13 protein-coding genes are annotated in these 22,847 nt (G+C 75.0%); 8 read left to right on the forward strand and 5 right to left on the reverse strand.

All coding sequences use genetic code 11. From position 1 onward, the window contains the following. Positions 1–201: 201 nt before the first annotated feature. Both ACSUPT_RS10600 and ACSUPT_RS10605 read right to left on the reverse strand, forming a co-directional pair. Positions 202–1,476 carry a serine/threonine-protein kinase gene (locus ACSUPT_RS10600; protein WP_436944123.1) on the reverse strand — a complete coding sequence of 425 codons (1,275 nt, stop codon included), beginning with the start codon at positions 1,474–1,476 and terminating at the stop codon, positions 202–204. Positions 1,477–1,876: 400 nt separating this feature from the next. Further along, a complete protein-coding gene (locus tag ACSUPT_RS10605; RefSeq protein ID WP_351967665.1) occupies positions 1,877–3,607 on the reverse strand; it encodes a serine/threonine-protein kinase in 1,731 nt (576 codons plus the stop codon). Between the two features lie 453 nt (positions 3,608–4,060). On the opposite strand from ACSUPT_RS10605, the gene ACSUPT_RS10610 reads away from it, so the two are divergent. From ACSUPT_RS10610 to ACSUPT_RS10630, 5 genes are all read left to right on the forward strand, one after another. Continuing rightward, complete coding sequence (locus ACSUPT_RS10610; RefSeq protein ID WP_436946193.1) at positions 4,061–7,588, forward strand: FHA domain-containing protein; 3,528 nt, start codon at positions 4,061–4,063, stop codon at positions 7,586–7,588. A 169-nt stretch (positions 7,589–7,757) separates the two neighbouring features. After that, positions 7,758–9,134, forward strand: a complete 1,377-nt coding sequence (locus ACSUPT_RS10615; RefSeq protein ID WP_436944124.1) for an ABC transporter substrate-binding protein — start codon at positions 7,758–7,760, stop codon at positions 9,132–9,134. Positions 9,135–9,246: 112 nt separating this feature from the next. Continuing rightward, positions 9,247–10,530 carry a carbohydrate ABC transporter permease gene (locus ACSUPT_RS10620; RefSeq protein ID WP_436944125.1) on the forward strand — a complete coding sequence of 428 codons (1,284 nt, stop codon included), beginning with the start codon at positions 9,247–9,249 and terminating at the stop codon, positions 10,528–10,530. After that, on the forward strand, positions 10,527–11,429 hold the full coding sequence (locus ACSUPT_RS10625; protein ID WP_365726804.1) for a carbohydrate ABC transporter permease: 903 nt from the start codon (positions 10,527–10,529) through the stop codon (positions 11,427–11,429). The genes ACSUPT_RS10620 and ACSUPT_RS10625 overlap by 4 nt, the downstream gene beginning before the upstream one ends. 83 nt (positions 11,430–11,512) lie before the next feature. Continuing rightward, positions 11,513–12,421: an aminoglycoside phosphotransferase family protein gene (locus ACSUPT_RS10630; protein ID WP_436944126.1), complete on the forward strand. Its 909-nt coding sequence runs from the start codon at positions 11,513–11,515 to the stop codon at positions 12,419–12,421. A gap of 100 nt (positions 12,422–12,521) precedes the next feature. Here ACSUPT_RS10630 and ACSUPT_RS10635 read toward each other — a convergent pair whose 3' ends face one another. After that, complete coding sequence (locus ACSUPT_RS10635; RefSeq protein WP_351967645.1) at positions 12,522–13,145, reverse strand: TetR/AcrR family transcriptional regulator; 624 nt, start codon at positions 13,143–13,145, stop codon at positions 12,522–12,524. A 125-nt stretch (positions 13,146–13,270) separates the two neighbouring features. Here ACSUPT_RS10635 and ACSUPT_RS10640 point away from each other — a divergent pair, with 125 nt between their 5' ends. The 3 genes from ACSUPT_RS10640 (at position 13,271) to ACSUPT_RS10650 (ending at position 16,466) form a co-directional block, all read left to right on the forward strand. Then, a complete protein-coding gene (locus ACSUPT_RS10640) occupies positions 13,271–14,236 on the forward strand; it encodes an ABC transporter permease (protein ID WP_436946194.1) in 966 nt (321 codons plus the stop codon). After that, a complete protein-coding gene (locus ACSUPT_RS10645) occupies positions 14,229–14,993 on the forward strand; it encodes an ABC transporter ATP-binding protein (protein WP_351967646.1) in 765 nt (254 codons plus the stop codon). The genes ACSUPT_RS10640 and ACSUPT_RS10645 overlap by 8 nt, the downstream gene beginning before the upstream one ends. 204 nt (positions 14,994–15,197) lie before the next feature. Continuing rightward, entirely contained in the window at positions 15,198–16,466 is a 1,269-nt protein-coding gene (locus tag ACSUPT_RS10650; protein ID WP_436944127.1) for a glycosyltransferase 87 family protein, read from the forward strand. 289 nt (positions 16,467–16,755) lie between these two features. Here ACSUPT_RS10650 and ACSUPT_RS10655 read toward each other — a convergent pair whose 3' ends face one another. Both ACSUPT_RS10655 and ACSUPT_RS10660 read right to left on the reverse strand, forming a co-directional pair. Then, complete coding sequence (locus ACSUPT_RS10655) at positions 16,756–21,696, reverse strand: NAD-glutamate dehydrogenase (RefSeq protein WP_351967648.1); 4,941 nt, start codon at positions 21,694–21,696, stop codon at positions 16,756–16,758. Between the two features lie 485 nt (positions 21,697–22,181). Further along, entirely contained in the window at positions 22,182–22,844 is a 663-nt protein-coding gene (locus ACSUPT_RS10660) for an HAD family hydrolase (protein ID WP_399219344.1), read from the reverse strand. Between the last annotated feature and the right edge of the window lie 3 nt (positions 22,845–22,847).

The following is a 22,847-nucleotide window of genomic DNA, read 5'->3' on the forward strand; positions in this document are numbered from 1 at the left end:
GCCGGCGCGGGCCGGCGCGGGACCGTTCCCGGGGTGCGGGGCCCGCGCGCGCGGGCGGGTGAGGGCCCTTCCACGCGCGCGTGGAGGCGTGGCCGCACGCGCGCGTGGAGCGGGCTCGCATGCGGCGCCCGGCGGGCCGGACCGGGCCCGCCGCCCCGGGCCGTGTGCGGCGGGCGGGCGTCCGGGGGCGGGCCGGGCTCGCTACGGGGCCGTCTCCGGGACTGACTCCGGGACCGACTCCGGGGCCGACTCCGGGGCCGACTGGCGGGAGTCCTGCGGCGGGGCTTCCGCCTCGTCGCCGCCGGCCGCGAACCATCCGCCGACGCCCACCGCCGCGACCAGGGCCGCGCCCGCGAAGGACAGCGCGAGGCGGCGCCTGCGGACGGCGGAGGACCTGTTGCGGGCCGAACCGGGGCGGCGCTGGCCGGGGGCGCGCGGGGCGCGGGCCGTGCCGAGGGGGCCGCCGGACAGCTCGTCGGGCCCGGGGACGCGCATCGACGTGTGGGTGTCCCGGCTGGAGTCGGCCGACGACCCCGGCACCAGCGGGACGGCGGCGCGGCGCGGACTGTCCGGGAGGGTGGGGTACGGGTCGTCCTCGTACGGCTCCGACGACGGTTCCGCGCCCGGCTCGTCCACCTCCAGGGGCGGCATGTGCGCGACGAGCGGCGCCAGCTCGTGGAGCCGGGCGGCCAGCTCCGAGGCGCGCAGGCGGGACGCGGGCGCCTTGGCCAGGCACTGGACGATCAGCTGCCACAGCTCGTCGGGGATGCCCGGCAGCGGGACGACCGTCTCGGTGACGTGGCGGCGCAGCACCGCGCCCGGATGCCCGCCGCCGAACGGCGTGAAGCCCGCCAGCAGCTCGTACAGGACCGTCGCGAGGGCGTAGATGTCGACGGCGGCGCGCGGGGGCAGGCCCTCCACGATCTCGGGCGCCAGGTAGTCGGGTGTGCCGATGATGCGGTTGGTGCGGGTGCGGCGCGGGGTGTCGATGAGCTTGGCCACGCCGAAGTCGGTGAGGAGCGCGGGGTGGGCGCCGCCAGGACCGAGGGGGCCCTCCATGTCGAGGAGGATGTTCTCCGGCTTGACGTCCCGGTGGACGACCCCGGCGGCGTGCGCGGCCGCGAGTCCCTCGGCCACGTCCGCGACGATGGCGACGGCCGCGGCGGGGGCGAGGCGGCGCTCGCGGTCGAGACGGCTGCGCAGGTCGGTGCCCCGGACCAGGTCCATCACGAGGGCCAGGTCGTTGCCGTCCACGACCAGGTCGCGCACGGCCACCACCCGCGGGTGTTCGAGCCCGAGCAGGGCGGTGCGCTCCTGGACGAAGCGGCCTACGAGTTCCTGGTCCGACGCGAGGTCCTCGCGCAGCAGCTTGATGGCGACGGGGCCCTCCGGGCCCTCCCCGAGCCACACCGTGCCGGCGCTGCCCCGCCCCAGGATCTGGTGAGCCGTGTACCGGCTGCCGATTTTCCGTGCCAAGACTGCTCCCTCAGCGGCTGGCGTTCCCGACCAAGTTACGCGGGTGCGGGCACCGCCACTCACGCGGGAGCGGAAATCACCCCTCCGAAGTCGACAAAGCGACAGGGTGGCCGCCGTGTCCGTGTCCGGCGTTGTGCCGCCCGCGCTCAGCCGACGGGTCGGCCGCCTCTGCCGGGCCGCTGCCGCACGCAGCCGACCGCACGCCCAGGGCGCTGCGGTGGCCGGTCGACGGGGCGCGGCACTGCTGTGCCAGGTCGCCCAGGAGGGGTACTGCTGTTGCCGGGACCCGGGAGTGAGGTCCTGCTGTGCCGCGCCCGCTGCCGTCGTGCCGCCCGCCGCCCCGCGGTCCCGCCATCCCCGTGCCGCTGCTCCGGGGTGGCGGGGGCCGCCTGCGAAGGGCCTACTGCTGGGCGGGCGTCGTCGGGGGTGTCTCCGTGCTGCTGGTCAGCTCGGAGATCCAGTCGCTGACGGCCGTGAACGCGTCGCCGATGGCCTCCCAGTAGCTCTTGCCCTGGGCGATCCAGTCCTGGAGCGGGGTCAGCTCCCAGATGAGCCAGCCGGCCACGACGAACAGCACGATCGTGAACAGGCAGCCCTTGAGGCAGCCCAGGCCCGGGATGCGCATCGGGTTGGCGCTGCGCTGCCGGGGCGCGCGGGGCGCGGGCGGCTGCGGCTGCTGGGGCTGGGGCGCCTGCGGCTGGGGCGCGTACTGCTGCCGGGGCGGCTGCGGCGCCGGGGCGTACTGCGGGCGCGGCTGCGGCGGGTGCTGGGCCTGCGGCTGCGGGGCGTACTGCTGCGGCGGGGGCTGCTGGCCGTAGCTCTGGTGCTGCGGCCGGTACTGGGGCGGCTGCTGCTGCGGCGGGGGCGGCTGCTGCGGGCGGCGCTGGGGGCGGCGGCGCAGCGGGTCCTCGCTGGGGTCGATGTACTGGATCTGCGTCTGCTCGTTGCGGTCCCGCGCGGCGCGCAGCTGCGTCTGCCACGGGTGCGGCTCCTCCGGCCGCGGTACGGGAGGCATGACGGCGGTCGGGTCGGCGGCGCCGCCCTGCTGCCCGGCGCCGCCCTGCTGGCCCGCGCCGGCGGGCGGGCCGGTCTGCGGGAGGACGCTGGTCGCGGCCGCCGGGTCGTACTGCGGGGCGCCCTGGCCGGTGCTGGGCAGGACCTGCGTGGCGTCGGAGGCGCCCGGCGCGTCGGGGGCCGGGGTGCCGGGGACGGGCGCGGGCGACGGGTCGGGGGCCAGCAGGGCGCCCACGCCCTCGGCCGCCTCGATCTCCGTGACGCTCGCGTGGACGCCGATGCCCGCGGCGACCACGCGCAGCCCGCGCGCCAGGTTCTCGGCGCTGGGGCGGCGGTCCGGGTCCTTGCTGAGGCACCGCTCGATGACCGTCCACAGCGGGGCGGGCACGGTCGAGGGGCGGCGCGGCTCCTCGCTGAGGTGGCGGTGCAGCACCTCCAGGGCCGTGCCGCCGGCGAACGGCGGGCGGCCGGTGACCAGCTCGTACAGCAGGATGCCCGCGCCGTAGATGTCCACGGCGGACGTCTGCGGCCGGCCCTCGGCGGACTCGGGCGCCACATAGGCGGGCGTGCCGACGAACTCGTGGGTGCGGGTCAGGCCCGGCGAGTCGGCGAGGCGGGCGATGCCGAAGTCGGTGAGCATCGGGTGCATCCGCCCGTCCCGCTCGGCGAGCAGGACGTTCGCCGGCTTGAGGTCGCGGTGCACGACGCCGTCGGCGTGGCTGGCGGCGAGCGCGTCCGCGATCTGCGCGGTCAGCAGCGCGGCGGCGACCGGGGTGAGCGGCCCGTTCTCGCGCAGGTAGCGGTGGAGGTCCGGGCCGTCGACGAGGTCCATGACGAGGGCGAGCAGATCGCCCTCGACCACCAGGTCGCGGGTGCGGACGATGTTGGGGTGGGTGAGGCGGAGGAGGACGGAGCGCTCCCGCAGGAAGCGCATCACCACGTCCGCGTCGTTGGCGAGCTCCTCCTTGAGAACCTTGATCGCGACGGTCTCCCCGGGCTGGCCCGGGACGGCCGCCTCGGCGCCCGCCGTCTCCCTCTGGCGGGCACGCCAGACGGTGCCCGTGGCGCCGCGTCCGAGCGGCTGCTCGAGCAGGTACTTGCTGCCGACTGGCCGCACGGTCATGCGCTCCCTGCGATCGTGGTCCGAAGCTGCTCCGCTCCGGCCCGCCCGGGCCCCGTGGAGGTGCCGGGCCGGCTTTCGCGTCCGACCCACTCTAGTGCCGTTCCGGCCGCTTCGAATTTCCTTCGAACGTGCCGCTCCGGGGGTGACGCAAGGGAAGACGTGCCGTCCGGGCCGCCGGTTGCCCGGCGTCGCAGATGGGCCCAGTGCGGGCGCAATCCGGCGTTTCCCCTGGCGGGCGGCGAATTTCAAGATCGTTTTTTGCCGGTGGGCGGACATCCTGTCGGCGGCAGGTGGGAGGATGCACCTGCACGGCGCAACGCGGGGCCGGGAGCCCCGCGGCGGGCCGTGCCGACCTGTACCGGACGACGTGTCCGCGCACGGGCGGGGGGACGCCGGGTGCTGCCCTCCGCCGTCGGGCGCGTCGCGCAGAAGGGACCGCTGACGGCGATGCAGATCCGGCTGACCGTCCTCGCGGCGCCGCCCGGCGGGCAGACCGCACGGCGCGCCTGCGACGTGCTCGTCACCGCCCCCGCGGGCACCGCCCTGGCCGCCGTGGCGTCGGGGATCGCCGCCGCCGTCGCGGGCCCGGACGGCGCGGCGGGCACGGGCCCCGTCGTGCTGTACGCGGGGCGTGAACGGCTCGACCTCCAGCGCTGCGCCCTGGGCGAGCCGCCCCTCGTGGACGGGGCCGTGCTGGCGCTCCAGGCCCCCGCGCAGGACACCGGCGCCCCGGACGGCGCGGTGGCGCGCCTGCACGTGGTGGCCGGGCCCGACGCGGGCGGCGTGCATCTGCTGCACCCCGGCGACATCCGGGTCGGCCGGTCCGCCGACGCCGACGTACCGCTGGACGACCCCGACGTGTCGCGCCTCCACTGCGAGGTCACGGTCGCTGCCGACGGGCACGTGACCGTCGCGGACCTGGGCTCCACCAACGGGACGACGCTGGACGGCCGCCCGGTCGGCTCCCGGCCCGTACGCCTGCCCGCGGGGGCGCTGCTGCGGATCGGCGAGTCGGCGCTGCGGCTGTCGCTGGGCGCCGAGCCCGCCGCGCCGCTGCCGACGGCGCCGGACGGCGAGGGGCACGTACGCGTGACGCGGCTGCTCCCGGAGGCGGCGGCGACCGCCGCGCCCGCATTCGGCTGTCCTGGGACGGACGCTGCGGGCCCCGCAGGTGGCGGCGGCACCGGTACGGGCTTCGCCGACGCGGGCGGGCACGAGCGGGCGGCGGGCGCGCGGGGCGGCGCCGGGGGCGGCTCCACACGCGCGGGGACGGGCACGGTTCAGGGCATGCGCCACAGCGGCGCGCACGACGGCCCGGGCCTCCAGGACGGCACGGGCGGCCCCGGCGCCTCCCCGCACCCCGGCTCACGGCAGGACGCCTCACCGGGCAGCCGCCCGGGCGCCGGTGCCGATCCCCGGCACTCCTACGCGCGCGAAGGCGGCCCGTCCGGCAGCGCCCCGGCCCCCGCCGACCCCCGGTACGGCGCCGCCGCCGCGTACGACCGCGCCGCGCCCCACGGCGCCGCCCCGGACGGCCACGTCCCCCGCGGCGGCCCGCAGGGCGTCCCGCCGCACGGCACCGCCGGACCCGGCGCCTACGACGGCATGGCGCGCGACCAGAGCGGCGCCGGGGGCACACCCGCGCGCGGCACCCGCGTCCCGGAGCAGCCCGCCCGGCGGCGCGGCATAGGCGCCTGGGCCCGGCGGCTCACCGGCGCGCGCGGCGACCAGCAGGACCGGGACGGCGGCGGCGCCCGCAGCGGCGCCGTACCGGCGGACGCCCCGCGCGGGGCCGGTGCCGAGGCGTGGCCAGACCCGGCCGCCGTGCTGCTGACCGCCCTCGGGCCCGGGGCGCGGCTGTGGGAGCGGACACCGGGCCACCCGGAGGCGCTGGCGGTGCGGCTCGGCACGACGGACCGGGCCGACCTGGCCGCCGTTCCCGTCACGGTCGGGCTGCGCGAGGCCGGTTCGCTCGGCCTCGCGGGGCCGCGCCCCCGGCTGCTGGGCCTGGCCCGCTCGGTCGTCGCGCAGCTGGCCGCCCTGCACGCCCCCGCCGACCTGGAGATCGTGCTGATCAGCGCCGACCGGGCGCGCCCCCTGGAGGAGCGCCGCGGCGACTGGGCGTGGCTCGGCTGGCTGCCGCACGTGAGGCCCGCCCACGGGCAGGACTGCCGGCTGCTGCTGGCGTACGACCGGGACCAGGCCGCCGCGCGCGTGGCGGAGCTGACCCGGCGGCTGGACGACGGACCGCTGGGCCCCGGCTGGGCGGAGGCGGACAGCCGGGCCGTCGTCGAGGCGGCGGAGCGGTTCCGGCGGGCGCACGAGGCGGGCGCGGCGAGCGGGCCGTACACCGTGGTGGTCGTCGACGGCGACCCGGGCACGGCGGCGCTGCGCGAGATGGTCGCGCGGCTGGCGGGCGCGGGCGCGGCGGCCGGGGTGCACGTGGTGTGCCTGGCGGAGACGCCGCCCGCGACGGCGGTGTTCCCGGCCGCCGCGGCGTACGAGGCGGCGTGCGCCGCGGCTGTGGCGTTCCGGGAGTGCGGCGCGGTGGGCCTGCTGACGGGCGACGTGGCCACGGCGCTGCGGGTGATGCGCACGGCGGGCGGCCATCCGGCGGGCCACGGCACGGTGGCGGCGGTCGACGCGGTGTCGGGCGCGTGGGCGGAGCGGTTCGCCCGCTCGCTGGCGCCGCTGCGCGCGGACGGGCCCGAACCGCCGGGCCGGGCCGCCGCCGTGGCGCTGCCCCGGTCGTCGCGGCTGCTGGACGAACTGGAGCTGGCGCGGGCCACCCCCGCCTCGCTGATGGCCCGCTGGGCGTCCGCCCCGGACGGAACGGCGGTGCTGGGCGCGGGCCCGCACGGCCCGCTCGGCGTGGACCTGACCGGCCCGGACGGACCGCACCTGCTGGTGGAGGGCCCGGCGGGCAGCGGCCGTACGGAGCTGCTGCGCTCCGTCGCGGCGTCGCTGGCCGCCGCGTCGCGGCCGGACCGGCTGGCGCTGCTGCTGGTGGACGGCGCGGGCGGCGAGCGGGGTGAGGGACTTCGCCCGTGCACGGACCTGCCGCACGTGGTGGACCACCTCGTCGCGTCCGACCCCGTGCGGATGCGGGCGTTCGCCCAGGCGCTGGGCGCCGAGCTGAAGCGGCGCGCGGAACTGCTGGGGCACGACGGCTTCACGGAGGGCCCGCGCGAGGGCACCGGCGACGGGTTCGCCGGCCGGACCGGCGGCGGGGGGTTCGCCGGCCGCGCGGGCGGCGACGGCCCCGGCGGCCGGGCCGGCGGCGACCGGGTCGTACCCGAGCAGCGTTCCGCGCGGGACTCCGTGGGCGGGCAGCGCGGCGGGGAACCGGACCCCGCGCCCGGCAGGACGCCGTGGCCGCGCCCCGCGGCGGGCGGCGGCCTGGGCGGCGGCGAGGCGCCCGTACCGGCGCCGCCCCGCCTCGTCGTGCTGGTCGACGACCTGGACGCGCTGATCGCGCCCGCGCTCGGCAGCCCGGGCCGCCCGGCGGCCGGTTCGGTCGTACGCGCCCTGGAGGCCGTCGCCCGGGACGGGCAGCGGCTCGGCGTCCACCTGGTCGCCGCGACGGCGCACCCGGACCGCACCGCGGGCACGGAGCCGGACCGGCGGGCGCGGCTGCGAGTGGTGCTGGACGCGCCGCCCGTGTCGCCCGGCCCCGACGACCCGGCGCCCGGCAGGGGGCTGCTGCGGCACGCGGACGGGCGGGTCACACCGTTCCAGGCGGGCCGCGTGACCGGGCGCATCCCGCGCACCGGGACGCTGCGCCCCACCGTCGTACCGCTGGAGTGGGAGCGCATGGGCGACCCGCCGGCGCGGCGTCCCGTACGGGAGCTGGGCAACGGGCCGACGGACCTGGCGCTGCTGGCCAGCGCCCTGGACCGGGCGGCCCGCTCGGTGGGCGCGCAGCCCGTACCGCCGCTGGTGCCCGCCTCCGGCCCGGCGGGGCCCGTCCGGTGAGGCCGCGCCGACGAGCATGGACGGGCCCGGCTCTGACGGGACGTCACGAGCCCATCACGATCGGGGAGTAGGGGCGGAAGGCGGTATTGCGGCCCTCCGGTGCGCGGCGTAGACCAGAGCGAAAGGGACAGACGACAGGGACGACGCACACGGGAGAAACGGGGCAGTGATGCGCACAACTCCACGCAAACGCCGGACCGTCGTGGCCTTCGCGGCCATCGGTGCCCTGGCGCTCACCCTCGCCGCCTGCGGTGACGGCGGCGGCGGCGAGAGCGGATCCGGCGGGGACACGACCGGCAAGGGCACCGCGCCGACCGTCGAGCTGCCGAAGCTGGACGGGCAGCGACTGCAGGTGGTCGCCGTGTGGACGGGGCCCGAGCAGGAGGCGTTCACCAAGGTCCTGAAGGAGTTCGAGAAGCGGACCGGCGCGCGCGTCTCGTACGTGCCGACGCAGGACGCGATGCTCAACTACATCGGCACGAAGATCGCCGGCGGGTCGCCGCCCGACGTGGCGATGCTCCAGCAGGTGGGCGCGCTCCAGCAGGCCGTCGAACGGAAGTGGGCGAAACCGGCCGGCGCCGGGACGAAGGCGCAGCTGGCGAAGAACTACTCCAAGGGCTGGCAGGACCTCGGCTCGGTCAACGGCACGCAGTACGGCGTGTACTTCAAGACCGCCAACAAGTCGCTGATCTGGTACAACGCCGCCGTCTTCGAGAACGCGGGCGCGTCCGAGCCGAAGACGTGGAAAGAGTTGATGTCGACCGCCGAGACGATCTCCGCGTCCGGTGTCACGCCCGTGTCCATCGGCGGCGCCGACGGCTGGACCCTGACGGACTGGTTCGAGAACGTCTATCTGTCGCAGGCCGGGCCGGAGAAGTACGACCAGCTGGCGAAGCACGAGATCAAGTGGACCGACCCGTCGGTGAAGCGGGCCCTGACGACCCTCGCGGAGCTGTTCGGCAAGCCGCAGCTGATCGCGGGCGGCGCGTCCGGGGCGCTGCAGACGGAGTTCCCGACGTCGGTGACGCAGACGTTCACCGGCGGCGACCAGCCGAAGGCGGCGATGGTCTTCGAGGGCGACTTCGTCTCGATCAACATCGCCCAGACCGAGGCGAAGGTCGGCGAGGACGCGAAGGTGTTCCCGTTCCCGGCCGTGGACGGCGGCGAGCCGCCCGTGGTGACCGGCGGGGACGTCGCGGTGGCGATGACCGACAAGCCCGCCGCGCAGGCGCTGCTGACGTTCCTCGCGTCGCCGGACGCGGCGGCGATCTGGGCGGCGGAGGGCGGGTTCCTCTCGCCCAACAAGTCGCTGGACCCGTCGGCGTACCCGAACGACGTGCAGCGCGGCATCGCGAAGGCGCTGATCGCCGCCGGTGACGACTTCCGCTTCGACATGTCGGACCAGATGCCGCAGTCGTTCGGCGGCACGCCCGGCAAGGGCGAGTGGAAAGCGCTCCAGGACTTCCTGAAGAACCCGAAGGACATCGCTGGGACGCAGGCGCGCCTGGAGGCGGACGCGGCCAAGGCGTACCAGAACGGGGGCTGACGCCGTGGCAGCCGCTCCCCCGCCCCAGGGGCCGCGAGGGCCCCGGGAACCCGAGCAGCGGCCGCGGCAGCGGCGACGGCCCGCGAAGGACCCGCAGCGCCTCCGCAAGGGCGTGACGGGCACCCGCGGGCTGGTCGCCGGGGTGTTCCTGCTGCCCGCGCTGGTGCTGCTCGGCGCGCTCGTCGTGTACCCGATCGGGTACTCCGTCCAGCGGTCCTTCTTCGACCGGGCCGGCACGGGCTTCGCCGGGCTGGACAACTACGTCGAGATCTTCACCGACGACACCATCCTGACCGCCGTCCGGAACAACGCGGTCTGGGTGGTCGTCGCCCCGGCCCTGGCCACCGCCCTCGGACTGGTCTTCGCCGTGCTGACCGAACGGGTCCGCTGGGGCACGGCGTTCAAGCTGGTCGTCTTCATGCCGATGGCGATCTCCATGCTGGCCGCCGGGATCATCTTCCGGCTGGTGTACGAGCAGGACCCCGACCGGGGCGTGGCGAACGCCGTGTGGGTGGGCGTCCACGACACGTTCGCCGAGTCGTCCGGGTACCCCAAGGCCCGCCCGCTGCCGGTGCACCCGCTGAAACCCGCCGGCGAGGGCGCGTACGAGACGAAGCAGCCGGTACGGGCGGGCAGCCCGGCGCTGCTGCCGCTCGTCGGCGTGGCGCCCGCCAAGATGCCCGGCGACGCCCGTCCCGCCGCGCTTCCCCGCCCGGAGCCCGGCGCGGTGACCGGCACGGCGTGGCTGGACTTCACCAAGGGCGGCGGCGGCACGCCCAACACCGTCGACGCGAAGGAGCTGGGCCTGAAGGGCCTGCGGATCGAGGCGGTGAAGGACGGGCGGGTCGTCGCGACGGCGACGGCCGCGGCGGACGGGTCGTTCACCCTGCCCGCGTCGGCGGACGGGGCGCTGCTGCGGCTGCCGGAGTCGAACTTCCGCGAGCCGTACAACGGCGTGGACTGGCTGGGCCCCGCGCTGGTCACGCCCGCCGTGATCGGCAGCTACATCTGGATGTGGGCGGGCTTCGCGATGGTCCTCATCGCGGCGGGGCTCGCCGGGCTGCCGAGGGAGCTGCTGGAGGCGGCGCGGGTGGACGGCGCCAACGAGTGGCAGGTGTTCCGCCGGGTGACGGTGCCGCTGCTCGCGCCGGTCCTCGCGGTGGTGCTGGTCACGCTGATGATCAACGTGCTGAAGATCTTCGACCTGGTGTTCATCATCGCGCCGGGCTCGGTGCAGGACGACGCGAACGTCCTGGCGCTGCAGCTGTACCGGTCCTCGTTCGGCACGGACGCCCATCTGGGCGTGGGCAGCGCCATCTCGGTGCTGCTGCTGTTGCTGGTGATCCCGGTGATGTTCTTCAACATCCGGCGCATACGGAGGGAGTCGCGGCGATGACGTCTCGGACCGGACCGGCCACGCCGGACTCCCCTTCCCCGGCCCCGCGCGCTTCCTGGGCGGGGCGCGCGGTGTCGCGGCTCGCCGGGGGCGCCACGCAGCTGTTCCTCGTCGTGGTGGCGCTGTTCTGGCTGATGCCCACGGTGGGGCTGCTGCTGTCGTCGCTGCGGTCGCCGTCCGACATCAGCGGCAGCGGCTGGTGGACGGTCTTCACCGCGCCCGCGCAGCTGACGGTCGACAACTACGCGGCGATCCTGCGCAACGACACGATCACCGACTCGCTGCTGTCCACGGTCCTGATCACCGTCCCGGCGACGCTGCTGGTCGTGGTGATCGGCTCGCTCGCCGGATACGCCTTCGCGTGGATGGAGTTCCCGGGCCGGGACTGGTGGTTCCTGGCCGTCGTGGCACTGCTGGTGGTGCCGGTGCAGGTGGCGCTCGTACCCGTGTCGAAGCTGTTCGGGGAGATCGGCGTCTTCGAGACGACGCTGGGCGTGGTCCTGTTCCACACGGCGTTCGGGCTGCCGTTCGCCATCTTCCTGCTGCGCAACTTCTTCGCGGAGATCCCGCGCGAGCTGCTGGAGGCGGCCCGCCTCGACGGGGCGGGCGAGATCCGGCTCTTCACGCGCGTGGTGCTGCCGCTGGGCGGCCCGGCGATCGCGTCGCTCGGCATCTTCCAGTTCCTGTGGGTGTGGAACGACATGCTGGTCGCGCTGATCTTCGCCGACTCCGACGCCCCGCCGATCACGGTCGCGCTCCAGCAGCAGGTCCGCCAGTTCGGCAACAACATCGACGTGCTGGCGCCGGGCGCGTTCGTGTCGATGGTGGTGCCGCTGGCGGTGTTCTTCGCCTTCCAGCGGCAGTTCGTGTCGGGGGTGATGGCCGGCGCGGTGAAGTAGCCCTTCGCGTACGGGAGGCGGGGCCCGGCCGGCCGCGGAAAAGCCGTGGAGCGGCGGCGTACGGCTGGCTAGGCTCCCCCACCGTGCCCGGACCCAAGATGCACGACGACGAACTGGACATCGACGCCGGCCTGGTGGGCCGCCTGGTCGCCGCGCGGTTCCCGCGCTGGGCCGACCTGCCCGTCACCCTGGTGCCCTCCGCCGGGACCGACAACGCCATGTTCCGCCTCGGCGACGATCTCGTGGTGCGGCTGCCGCGCGTCCCCGGCGCCGCCCGGCAGGTCGCCAAGGAGCAGCGCTGGCTGCCGCGTCTGGCGCCGTGCCTGCCGCTGGCCGTGCCGGTGCCGGTCGGCCGGGGCGAGCCGGGCGAGGAGTTCCCGCTGCCCTGGTCGGTGCTGCGCTGGCTGGACGGCGCCGACGCGTACGACGAGCCGCTCACCGACCTGGAGGGCGCCGCGAAGGCGCTGGGCGGGTTCGTACGGGCACTGCGCGGGGCCGACGCGACGGGCGGCCCGCCGTCGTTCCGGGGCGGCCCCGTCCGCGGCCGCGACGCCGAGGTGCGCGCCGCGATCCGGGACCTGGGCGCGGACGGCACCGTCGACGGGGACGCCGCCGCCGGGGCGTGGGAGGCCGTGCTGCGGCTGCCGCAGTGGGAGGGCCGGCCCGTCTGGCTCCACGGCGATCTGCTGCCGGGCAATCTGCTGGGCCGGGACGGCGTCCTCACGGCGGTGATCGACTTCGGCGGGCTCGGTGTGGGCGACCCGGCGTGCGACCTGATGGCGGCCTGGACGGTCCTCACCGCCGACACGCGTGAGGTGTTCCGCGCCGCCGCCGACGTGGACGACGCGACCTGGGCGCGGGGGCGCGGCTGGGCGCTGTGCTTCGGGCTCATGGCGGAGCACTACTACCGCGTCCGGAACCCGGTGCTGGCCGCCGTGGGCCACCGGGCGGTCGTGGAGGCGCTCGCGGACACGGCGGTCCGCGCCCCCTGAGCTCCGCGCGAGCCGTACGCGCTCCCGGACGCCCCGCGGCGCCCCTGCGCGCCGCTCGGGTGCGCGCCGCTCGGGTGCGCGCCGCTCGGGTACGCGCCGCTCAGGCCCGCAGGGCCGCCACCGCGGCGTGCGCCAGGCCGTCGAGGTACCCCTCCGGCAGGCGCGGGTCCCGCACGACCACGAGCCGCCAGTACAGCGGGCCCACGATCAGCTCCAGCGCCCGGTCCGCGTCGGCGCCCTCCGGGAGCTCGCCGCGCGCCACCGCGTCCCGCACCACCTGCGCGACCACGCCGCGCTGGCTGTCGAGCAGCGTCGCCCGTACCGCCTCGGTGATCTCCGGGTGCCGTGCCGCCTCCACGAGCAGGTCCGGGATGACCTGCGACGCCACCGGGTGGCGCAGCGCGTGCGCGGCGACCTCCAGCAGGGCGCGCACATCGCCGTACAGCGAGCCGGTCTCCGGGGCGGGCAGGCCCTTGACGGCGAACGCGGTCAGCAGGTCGAGCACCAGCGACAGCTTGGACTTCCAGCGCCGGTAGACGGCCGTCTTGCCGACGCCAGCCCGCCGCGCGATGCCCTCGATGGACATGCGCGCGAACCCGACCGCGGCCAGCTCCTCGAAGACGGCCGCGCGGATCGCTTCGGTCACGTCCTCGCGGAGCACGGCGGCTCCGGCCGGGGCGCGGCGGGGGGTTCCGGTCGGGGGTGGCGTCATGCCCGGGATCATAGCGCGCCGCCCGCGTCACGACGGGACGGTTGCGTTCCGACGTACAGGCGCCCTAACCTCGACGTAGCGACGATACGGATACGTCCCGACGAAAGGGGAGCGCCCCGGTGAGTCCCGTGAGCACCATGGCGCCGCCACCGGCCGCGCCCCGGCGGCCCGCCGCCGACCCGGAGCCGGCCTCTGGGCCGGCCTCCGTGGCGGCCCCCACCTACGAGGTGCCCGCCGAGGACCTGCGCGCGCTCGCCCTGCGGCACGGGCTGACCGTCAGCGGCGCCCGCCCGCCGCTCCCCCGGTACGTGCGGCAGCTGTGGTCGCGGCGCCACTTCATCACCGCCTTCGCGACGGCCCGCCTCACCGCCCAGTACAGCCAGGCGAGGCTCGGGCAGCTGTGGCAGGTGGCGACGCCGCTGCTCAACGCGGCCGTGTACTACTTCATCTTCGGCGTCCTGATGGACACCCGGAACCACGTCCCGGACTTCGCGGCGTTCCTGGTGACGGGCGTCTTCATCTGGACGTTCACCGCCAACACGGTCACCGCCGGGACCCGCGCCGTCAGCGGCAACCTCGGCCTGGTGCGCGCGCTGCACTTCCCGCGCGCGAGCCTCCCCCTCGCGCTGGCCCTCCAGCAGCTCCAGCAGCTGGCGTTCTCGCTCGCGGCGCTGCTCGCGATCCTGATCGGCTTCGGCGCGCGGCCGGGCGCGTCCTGGCTGCTCGCCGTCCCGGCGCTGGTCCTGCAGACGCTCTTCAACGCGGGTGCGGGCCTGGCCCTGGCGCGGCTCGCGGCGCGGACGCCGGACGTGGCGCAGATCGTGCCGTTCGTCCTGCGGACCTGGATGTACGCGTCGGGCGTGATGTGGAGCATCCAGCACGTGCTGGCGGGCCGTGACCTGCCGCGCCTGGTGGAGCTGGCCCTCCAGTACAACCCGGCGGCGCTCTACATCGACCTGGTCCGCTTCGCCCTGATCGACAGCTTCACCGCCGCGCAGCTGCCGCCGCACGTGTGGGCGGCGGCGGCGTGCTGGGCGCTGGCCGCCTTCGCCGGCGGGTTCATCTGGTTCTGGCAGGCAGAGGAGACGTACGGCCGTGGCTGAGCGCGTTCCGACCGTCGTCGTCGACGGCGTCCATGTGACCTACACCGTCCAGGGGGCGGGTGCCGCCCGCCCCGCCGGGACCTCGCTCCTCGGCAGGGTCCTCGCGCGGGGGAAGGCCGCCCCGGCGACCCGTACCGTGCACGCCGTCAAGGGCGTCAGCTTCGCCGCGTACAAGGGCGAGGCCATCGGGCTCATCGGCAGCAACGGCTCCGGCAAGTCCACGCTGCTGAAGGCCATCGCCGGGCTGCTGCCGCCCAGCGAGGGCCATGTCTACACGCAGGGCCAGCCCAGCCTCCTCGGGGTCAACGCCGCGCTGATGGGCGATCTGACCGGCGAGCGGAACATCGTCCTCGGCGGGCTCGCGATGGGCATGACCCGCCGGGAGGTCGAGGAGCGGTACCAGCAGATCGTCGACTTCTCCGGGATCAACGACAAGGGCGACTTCGTCTCCCTGCCGATGCGCACCTACTCCTCCGGGATGGGCGCGCGGCTGCGGTTCTCCATCGCCGCCGCCCGCTCCCACGACGTGCTGCTCATCGACGAGGCGCTGGCCACCGGCGACGCGGCGTTCCGGCAGCGCAGCCAGCAGCGGATCAACGAACTGCGGGCCGAGGCGGGCACCGTGTTCCTCGTCAGCCACAGCAACTCCACGATCCGGGAGACCTGCGACCGGGCGATCTGGCTGGAGTCCGGCCGCGTCCTCATGGACGGCCCCTCCGACGAGGTGGTCACGGCGTACGAACGCGCCACCCGCTGAGCCGCGGGACACCCGCCCGCCGAGCCCCGCGGGGCGCCCGCCCGCGAGCCGCTGGGCGTCCGTCGGCTGAGCCGCGAGTCGCCCGCCCGCCGGGCCGCTAGGCGCCCGCCCGCCGGCCGGCGACCGGTCGCCGCTCACCTCCCGTCACCCCGACGCCCCGGACAACGGGCGAACCCACCCAAACCCTCACTAGTGTTCGCGGGGATGACCACGCACCGTCCCGGCACCCCGCCGGACTTCAGCCGGAACCGGCTCCGCTTCCGCCAGCGGAGCCGGCCCGACCTGCTGCCCCTCCTCGCCGTCTGGGCGGTCAGCCGCGCCGCGCTGCTGTGGCTGCTGACCCACGACACGCTCGGCATCGGCGAGGTCGGCAAGGAGGTCCACGTCCTCTACCGCCACTGGTACGAGCGGCTCGCCGACGGCGACCTGCCCGCCGACGAGACGACCTGGCAGTACCCGCCCGGCGCCGCCCTGGTGCTCCTCGCCCCGGGCGCGGTGCCGGGCCTGACGTACTTCCAGGCGTTCGTCGCGCTCGCCCTGCTCTCCGACCTGGTCGTCACCCTGGCCCTCGCGCGGGCCGGCGGGGACGGCGCCTGGTACTGGACCGCCGGCCTGCCCCTGCTGCTGCACACCCCGCTCGCCCGCTACGACCTGCCGGTGACGGCGCTGGCCGTGGCCGCCCTGCTGGCCCTGCGCGCCGGGCGGGACCGGCTCGGCGGCGTACTGGCGGGCCTTGGGGCGCTCGCGAAGGGCTGGCCGCTGCTCACCCTGACCGGCACGACGCCGGGACCGGGCACACGGCGCGCCTGGTCCTCGTCGGCGGCCGCCGCGGTGGCCGGGGCGGTGGGGCTGGCCGTGGCGTTCCCGCACACCCTGGACTTCCTGCGGCACCAGGGCGGGCGGGGCGTGCAGGTCGAGTCGGTCGGCGGGACCCTGCTGTCGCTGGCGCACCTGGCGGGATGGCGGGGGCGGGTGGAGTTCCGGTACGGGTCGTTCGAGTTCACCGGTCCGCCCGTGGAGGTCGTCGCCGCCGGATCGCTCGTGTGTACCGGGGTGGCGCTGCTGTGGCTGGTGATGTGGCGGGTGCGGTCGCTGCACTGGTCGGACGCCACGCCCCTGGACGCGGCGCTGGCCGCCGTCCTGCTGGTCACGGTGACGAGCCGGGTGATCAGCCCCCAGTACCTCGTGTGGCTGCTGGGGCTGGCCGCGGTGTGCCTGGCGTCGCGCAACACCACGCAGCGGCCCGTCGCGCTGCTCCTGCTGCCCGCCGCCGCGCTCACCTCGTTCGCCTATCCGCTGCTGTACGGCGAGGTGCTGGCCGTCACTCCGGTCGGCGTCCTGCTGATGCTGGCCCGCAACGGGCTGCTCGTCGGGGCGGCGCTGCTGTCGTGCCGGCTGCTGTGGGAGGAGTCCGCGCCGGACGTCCTGCGCGTCCCGTCGAGCACCGCGGCCAGCGCGGCCCGGCAGCGGTAGGGCGCACCGGCGGAAGCACCGCCCGGCATCGGTAGGCGCACCGGCGAAATCGCCGCACGGCAGCGGGGGCGTACCGGCAGCGGCAGGGCCCACCCGCGGAAGCCCGCACGGCAGCAGGGCCGTACCGGCATCCGGAGCGCCGCCCCCTTCCCCGTACGGGCGAAAGCCACGCCCCCGCGAGAGCCCCCGTACGGGTGAAGGGCCGCCTTGTGGGCGAGGCCCCGCGTACGGACGCGCCAGGGGGCGCCCACCGCGCGGGTGGGCGCCCCCTGGGAGCGTGCGCTCAGGCTCAGCTGTGGGTGCGCAGCAGCGTCCGCATCGTCCGCATCGCCACCGACAGGTTCGCCAGGTCGAACGCGTCGGAACCCTGGATCTCCTCCAGCGTCGTCCGGGCACGCGCCAGCAGCGAGGCGTTCTTGTCCTCCCACGCCTGGAACCGCTCCTCCGGCGTGGACGTGCCGTTCCCGGCGGACAGCACGTCGGAAGTGAGCGCGGCGTGCGCGGCGTACAGGTCCTCGCGGATCGCGGCGCGGGCCATCGACTGCCAGCGGTCGGCCCGCGGCAGCTCGATGATCCGGTCCATCAGCTGCGTGATCCGCAGCCGGTCCGCGAGGTCGTAGTACACCTCGGCGACGGCCAGCGGCTCCTTGCCGGTGCGGTCCGCGATGGCGACGATGTCCAGCGTCGGGAAGGCCGAGGAGAACCCGGCGACCCGCGCCGCCAGCTCGTCCGGCACGCCCTCGGCGGTCAGCTCCGTGACCAGGCCCTCGTACCACTCCAGGTCGGCGCCGCGCAGCATCTTCGGCAGCTCGGCCCACACCTGCTCGACGCGGGCGCCGAAGAAGTCGATCGTCTCGGCGAGCTGCAGCGGCTGCGGCCGGTTGTTGAGCAGCCAGCGCGTGCCGCGCTCGACGAGGCGGCGCGAGTGGAGCCGGATGCGGGTCTGCACCTCGGCCGGGACCTTGTTGTCGAGCGCCTCGACGGCGTCCCACACGGCGCCCAGGCCGAAGATGGCGCGGGCGGCGGTCTGCGCGCGGACGATCTCCGCGATCGACGCGCCGGTCTCCTCGCGGAGCCGGTGCAGGAACGTCGAGCCGCCGCTGTTGACCGTGTCGTTCACCAGGATGGTGGTGATGATCTCGCGACGCAGCGCGTGCCCGTCGATCTGCTCGGGGAACTGCTCGCGCAGGGTCGTCGGGAAGTACGTGTGGAGCAGGCTCCGCAGGTACGGGTCGTCCGGCAGGTCGGTGGCGATCAGCTCCTCCGCCACCGTGATCTTGGTGTACGCCATGAGGACGGCCAGCTCGGGCTGGCTGAGGCCCGTGCCGGCGCTCAGCAGCTCGCGGATCTGCCGGTCGCCGGGGAGGAACTCCAGCTCCCGGTCGAGGTGCCCGTCCTTTTCCAGCCGCCGCAGGAACCGCTGGTGGGCGTGGAGCAGGGAGTGCGACTGGTGGACGGCGAGGGCGAGCGCCACGTTCTGCGCGTAGTTGTTGCGCAGGACCAGGCGGCCCACCTCGTCGGTCATCTCCGCGAGGATCTTGTTGCGCTGCTTGACGGTCATGTCGCCCTCCGCGACGAGACCGTTCAGCAGGATCTTGATGTTGACCTCGTGGTCGGAGGTGTCGACGCCGGCGCTGTTGTCGATGGCGTCGGTGTTGACCTTGCCGCCGGTGCCCTCGGGGCCGCCGACGCGGGCGAACTCGATGCGGCCGAGCTGGGTGAGGCCGAGGTTGCCGCCCTCGCCGACGACCTTGACGCGCAGGTCCTCGCCGTTGACGCGGATCGCGTCGTTGGCCTTGTCGCCGACGTCGGCGTGCGACTCGGTGGACGCCTTGACGTACGTGCCGATGCCGCCGTTCCACAGCAGGTCGACCGGGGCCTTGAGGATGGCCTTCATCAGCTCGGCCGGGGTGAGCTTGGTGACGCCCTCGTCGATGCCGAGCGCCGCCCGCATGTGCGCGTTGACCGGGATGGACTTGGCCTGCCGCGAGTGGACGCCGCCGCCGGGCGAGAGCAGCTCCGGGTTGTAGTCGGCCCAGGAGCTGCGGGGCAGCTCGAAGAGGCGGCGCCGCTCCGCGTAGGAGACGGCCGCGTCCGGGTTCGGGTCGATGAAGATGTGCCGGTGGTCGAAGGCGGCGACCAGGCGGATGTGCTCGGACAGCAGCATGCCGTTGCCGAACACGTCGCCGGACATGTCGCCGACGCCGACGACGGTGAAGTCCTGCGTCTGCGTGTCGTGGCCGAGCTCGCGGAAGTGCCGCTTCACCGACTCCCAGGCGCCGCGCGCGGTGATGCCCATGCCCTTGTGGTCGTACCCGGCGGAGCCGCCGGACGCGAAGGCGTCACCGAGCCAGAAGCCGTAGCCGACGGCGACCTCGTTGGCGATGTCGGAGAACGTCGCCGTGCCCTTGTCGGCGGCGACGACCAGGTAGGTGTCGTCCTCGTCGTGGCGGACCACGTCGGCGGGCGGCACGACCTCGCCGGCGACCAGGTTGTCGGTGATGTCCAGCAGCGCGGAGATGAACGTGCGGTACGAGGCGATGCCCTCGGCCAGCCACGCGTCGCGGTCCACGGACGGGTCGGGCAGCTGCTTGGCGACGAAGCCGCCCTTCGCGCCGACCGGGACGATGACGGTGTTCTTCACCATCTGGGCCTTGACCAGGCCGAGGATCTCGGTGCGGAAGTCCTCGCGCCGGTCGGACCAGCGCAGACCGCCGCGCGCGACCTTCCCGAAGCGCAGGTGGACGCCCTCGACGCGCGGCGAGTACACCCAGATCTCGAACGCGGGCCGCGGCGCCGGCAGGTCGGGGATGGCCTGCGGGTCGAACTTCATCGACACGTACGGGTGCGGCCGGCCGTCGGCGTCCTTCTGGAAGAAGTTGGTCCGCAGGGTGGCCTTGATGACGGTGAGGAAGGAGCGCAGGATGCGGTCCTCGTCGAGGGAGGCGACCTGGTCGAGGGCGCCGTCGAGCTCCTCCAGGATGCCGTCCGTCAGCTCCGTGCCGGCCCGCTGCCGCTCCGGCGACATCCGCGCCTCGAACAGCGAGACGAGCAGCCGCGTCGTGTGGACGTTGTCGCGGAGGGTGTCCTCCATGTAGTCCTGGCTGAACGTCGAGCCGGCCTGCCGCAGGTACTTGGCGTACGCGCGCAGCACCATCGCCTGCCGCCACGACAGCCCGGCGCGCAGCACCAGCGCGTTGAAGCCGTCGTTCTCGGCCTGCCCGGTCCAGGTCGCGGCGAACGCCTCCTGGAACCGCTCGCGGGCGTCGTCGCCCAGGTAGTCGCCGCCGTTCCCGGCGGGCGCGGGCATCCGCAGGCCGAAGTCGTAGATCCAGGCGTGGGTCCGGTCGGCGCAGCGCAGCTCGTACGGGCGCTCGTCGACGACCTCGACGCCGAGCCGGTTGAGGACCGGCAGCACGGCGGAGAGGGAGACCTGCGCGCCCGTCTTGTAGATCTTGAAGCGGCGCTCGCCGGGCGCGGCGCCGACCGGCTCGTACAGGGACAGCGCGAAGTCCTGGCCGCCCTCGGTGAGCTGCTCCATCTGCAGGACGTCGGCGACGGCGGAGCGCGGCGAGTGGTCGGCCTTGTAGCCCTCGGTGAAGGCGTTGCCGTAGCGGCGCAGCAGCTCGGCGGCGCGCTCCTCGCCGGTCTCGGCGTTGAGCGCCTCGCTGAAGCCGTCGGCCCAGGACCTGGCGGCCTCGGCGAGCCGGTTCTCGATGCGGTCGGCGTCGGCGTCGGTGAGCGGGGTCAGGGTGGTGCCCTGCGGGACGCGGACGACGAAGTGGAGGCGGGAGAGGACCGACTCGGTGTTCCAGGCGGTGAAGTCGACGCTGGTGCCGCCGAGCTCCTCCTTCAGGATGTCGGTGAGCCGCTCGCGGACGGTGGTGTTGAACCGGTCGCGCGGCAGGTACACGAGCGCCGAGTAGTAGCGGCCGTACTCGTCCTGGCGCAGGTAGAGGCGCAGGCGGCGGCGCTCCTGCAGGTACAGGACGCTGGTGACGATGGACAGCAGCTGGTCGACGGGCGTCTGGAACAGCTCGTCGCGGGGGTACGTCTCCAGGATCTGCAGCAGGTCGCGGCCGTCGTGGCTGGCGGGCGAGAAGCCGGCCGCGTCGAGGACCTCGGCGACCTTGCGGCGGATGACGGGGACGCGCCGCACGGACTCGGTGTACGCGGCGGACGAGAACAGGCCGAGGAAGCGGCGCTCGCCGACGACGTTGCCCTGCGCGTCGAACTTCTTGACGCCGATGTAGTCCAGGTACGACGGGCGGTGGACGGTGGCGCGGCTGTTGGCCTTGGTGAGGATGAGCAGCTTGTGCTCGCGGGCCTTGGCGCGGGCGTCGGCCGGGAGCCGGTTGAACGACGGCGAGACGGGGTGGCCGTGGGCGTCGTCGCCGCTGTGGTGCGGGTCGGAGCGCAGGATGCCGAGGCCGGTGCCGGGGACGGCGGCGAGGGCGTCGCCGTCGACGAGGTTGTACTCGCGGTAGCCGAGGAACGTGAAGTGGTCGTCGGCCAGCCAGCGCAGCAGCTCGCGGGCCTCCTCGACCTCGCTGGGCCGCAGGTCGGCGGCGGTCGGCTCGTCGGCGAGGCCCTCGGCGAGGCGCAGCGCGGCGTCGCGCATCTTCTCCCAGTCCTCGACGGCCTCGCGGACGTCGGACAGGACGCGCAGCAGGTCGGCGGTGATCTGCTTGAGGTCGGCGCGGTCGGTCTCGCGGTCGATCTCGACGTGGATCCAGGACTCGACGAGGGCGTCCTGCGGCTTGGCGTGGCCGCCGATCTCGGAGCCGGGGCCGGAGGTGACGACCTCGATGAGCTTGCCGGTCACGTCGCGGCGGACGACGACCTGCGGGTGCACGACGAGGTGGATGCCGCGGTTCTGCCGGGACAGCTCGTTGGTGACGGAGTCCACGAGGAACGGCATGTCGTCGGTGACGACCTCGACCACGGAGTGGCTGCACGTCCAGCCGTTCTCCTCGACGGTCGGCGTGTGCACGCGGACGTTCGCCGTGCCCTGGGGGCGGTTTTCGGCCAGCCGGTAGTGGGAGAGCGCGGCGCCGTACACGTCGACGGGGTCGCGGTCCGTGAGGTCCTCGGGAGCGGTGTGCAGGTAGTAACGCTGGAGGTACTCGAGCACGGTGCCCGGGTCGGGCCTGTCCCCGGTCTCGTTCTCAGCTACCCGGGCGGCCCGTTCGAGCAGCTCGGCCTTGGCTTCGTCCAGCTTGGTCTGCATGTCCTCTGGCTCCTGTCGCGCGCCGTTGCGTGACGTAGGGGAAGGGTGTGGCGATACGTTCACGCTTCAACGCGGGGTATCCGCTCGTCGTGGACGTTATGCCTGAATGAGAGAAGCCCGGATCATTCTCGGCCAATCTCGGCAGGGAAGCCTTGGGTGGCGTGGGAACCGGGCAGAAAGGATCAGCTGCCGCCCGGGTCCATGGACACACCGGGCGCCGGCCGGGGGCTCCGCTGCCCCCACGGCGTATAGCGCTGATCACGGGTCCAGGCTATCGCTCCTCACCCCTCGGCCGTCATGAGCCGTATGTGTACAAAACCCGGCCCGGAAGTTTGACAGTGTGGACAGCGACACACGCGCGCGCGAGCGGGCAATCCGCCCAGTCCGCCACGAACCGCACCACACCGGACCGCCGAGCCCCGCTTTCGGATGCCGGTCCGCACGGCTGTACGCCCCACCGCCGGGCCCCGCGGGAGGCCGATCGCTCAGGCGACGAGGTCCTCGGCGACGGCGACCGCCTCCGCCAGCGTGTCCACCACGGGGACACCGGCCGTCTCCAGGCTGGCCCGGCTGTGCGAGCCGCCCGTGTACAGCACCGCCCGCGCGCCGACGTGCGCGGCGGCGACCGCGTCGTCCGCGGCGTCCCCGATGACGACGATCCGCTCGGCGGGTATGCCGTCGAGGGCCCGCAGGTGCCGCACCATGTGCTCGGCCTTGCCGGACGTGGAGTGGCCCGTGCGCCCGTCGACGCGGACGAACCAGTCGTGGATGCCGTGCCGGCGCACCAGCGGCACCAGGTGCTCGTGCGGCGCCAGCGACAGCAGCGACTGCGTCCGCCCGTACTCGCGCGCCGCCGCCAGCAGCTCGGCGGCCCCGTCGGTCAGCCCGCACGCGTCGGCGCGCGCCCAGTAGTGCCGGTGGAACGCGCCGTCCATGACGGCCCACTCCTCCTCGCTGGGCAGCCGGCCGAGCAGCCGCTCGTAGAAGAGGGGGATCGGCACGCAGTACAGCTCGCGGTACCGCTCCAGCGTGATCGGCGGCAGGCCTATCTCCCGGAAGGCGGCGTTCGTCGCCTCGATGACGGTGCCGATGTCGTCGAGCAGAGTGCCGTTCCAGTCCCAGACCAGGTGCGCGCGGTGCTTCCCCATGCC

Source organism: Streptomyces sp. SudanB25_2051 (assembly GCF_964272635.1).
Lineage (GTDB): Bacteria > Actinomycetota > Actinomycetes > Streptomycetales > Streptomycetaceae > Streptomyces.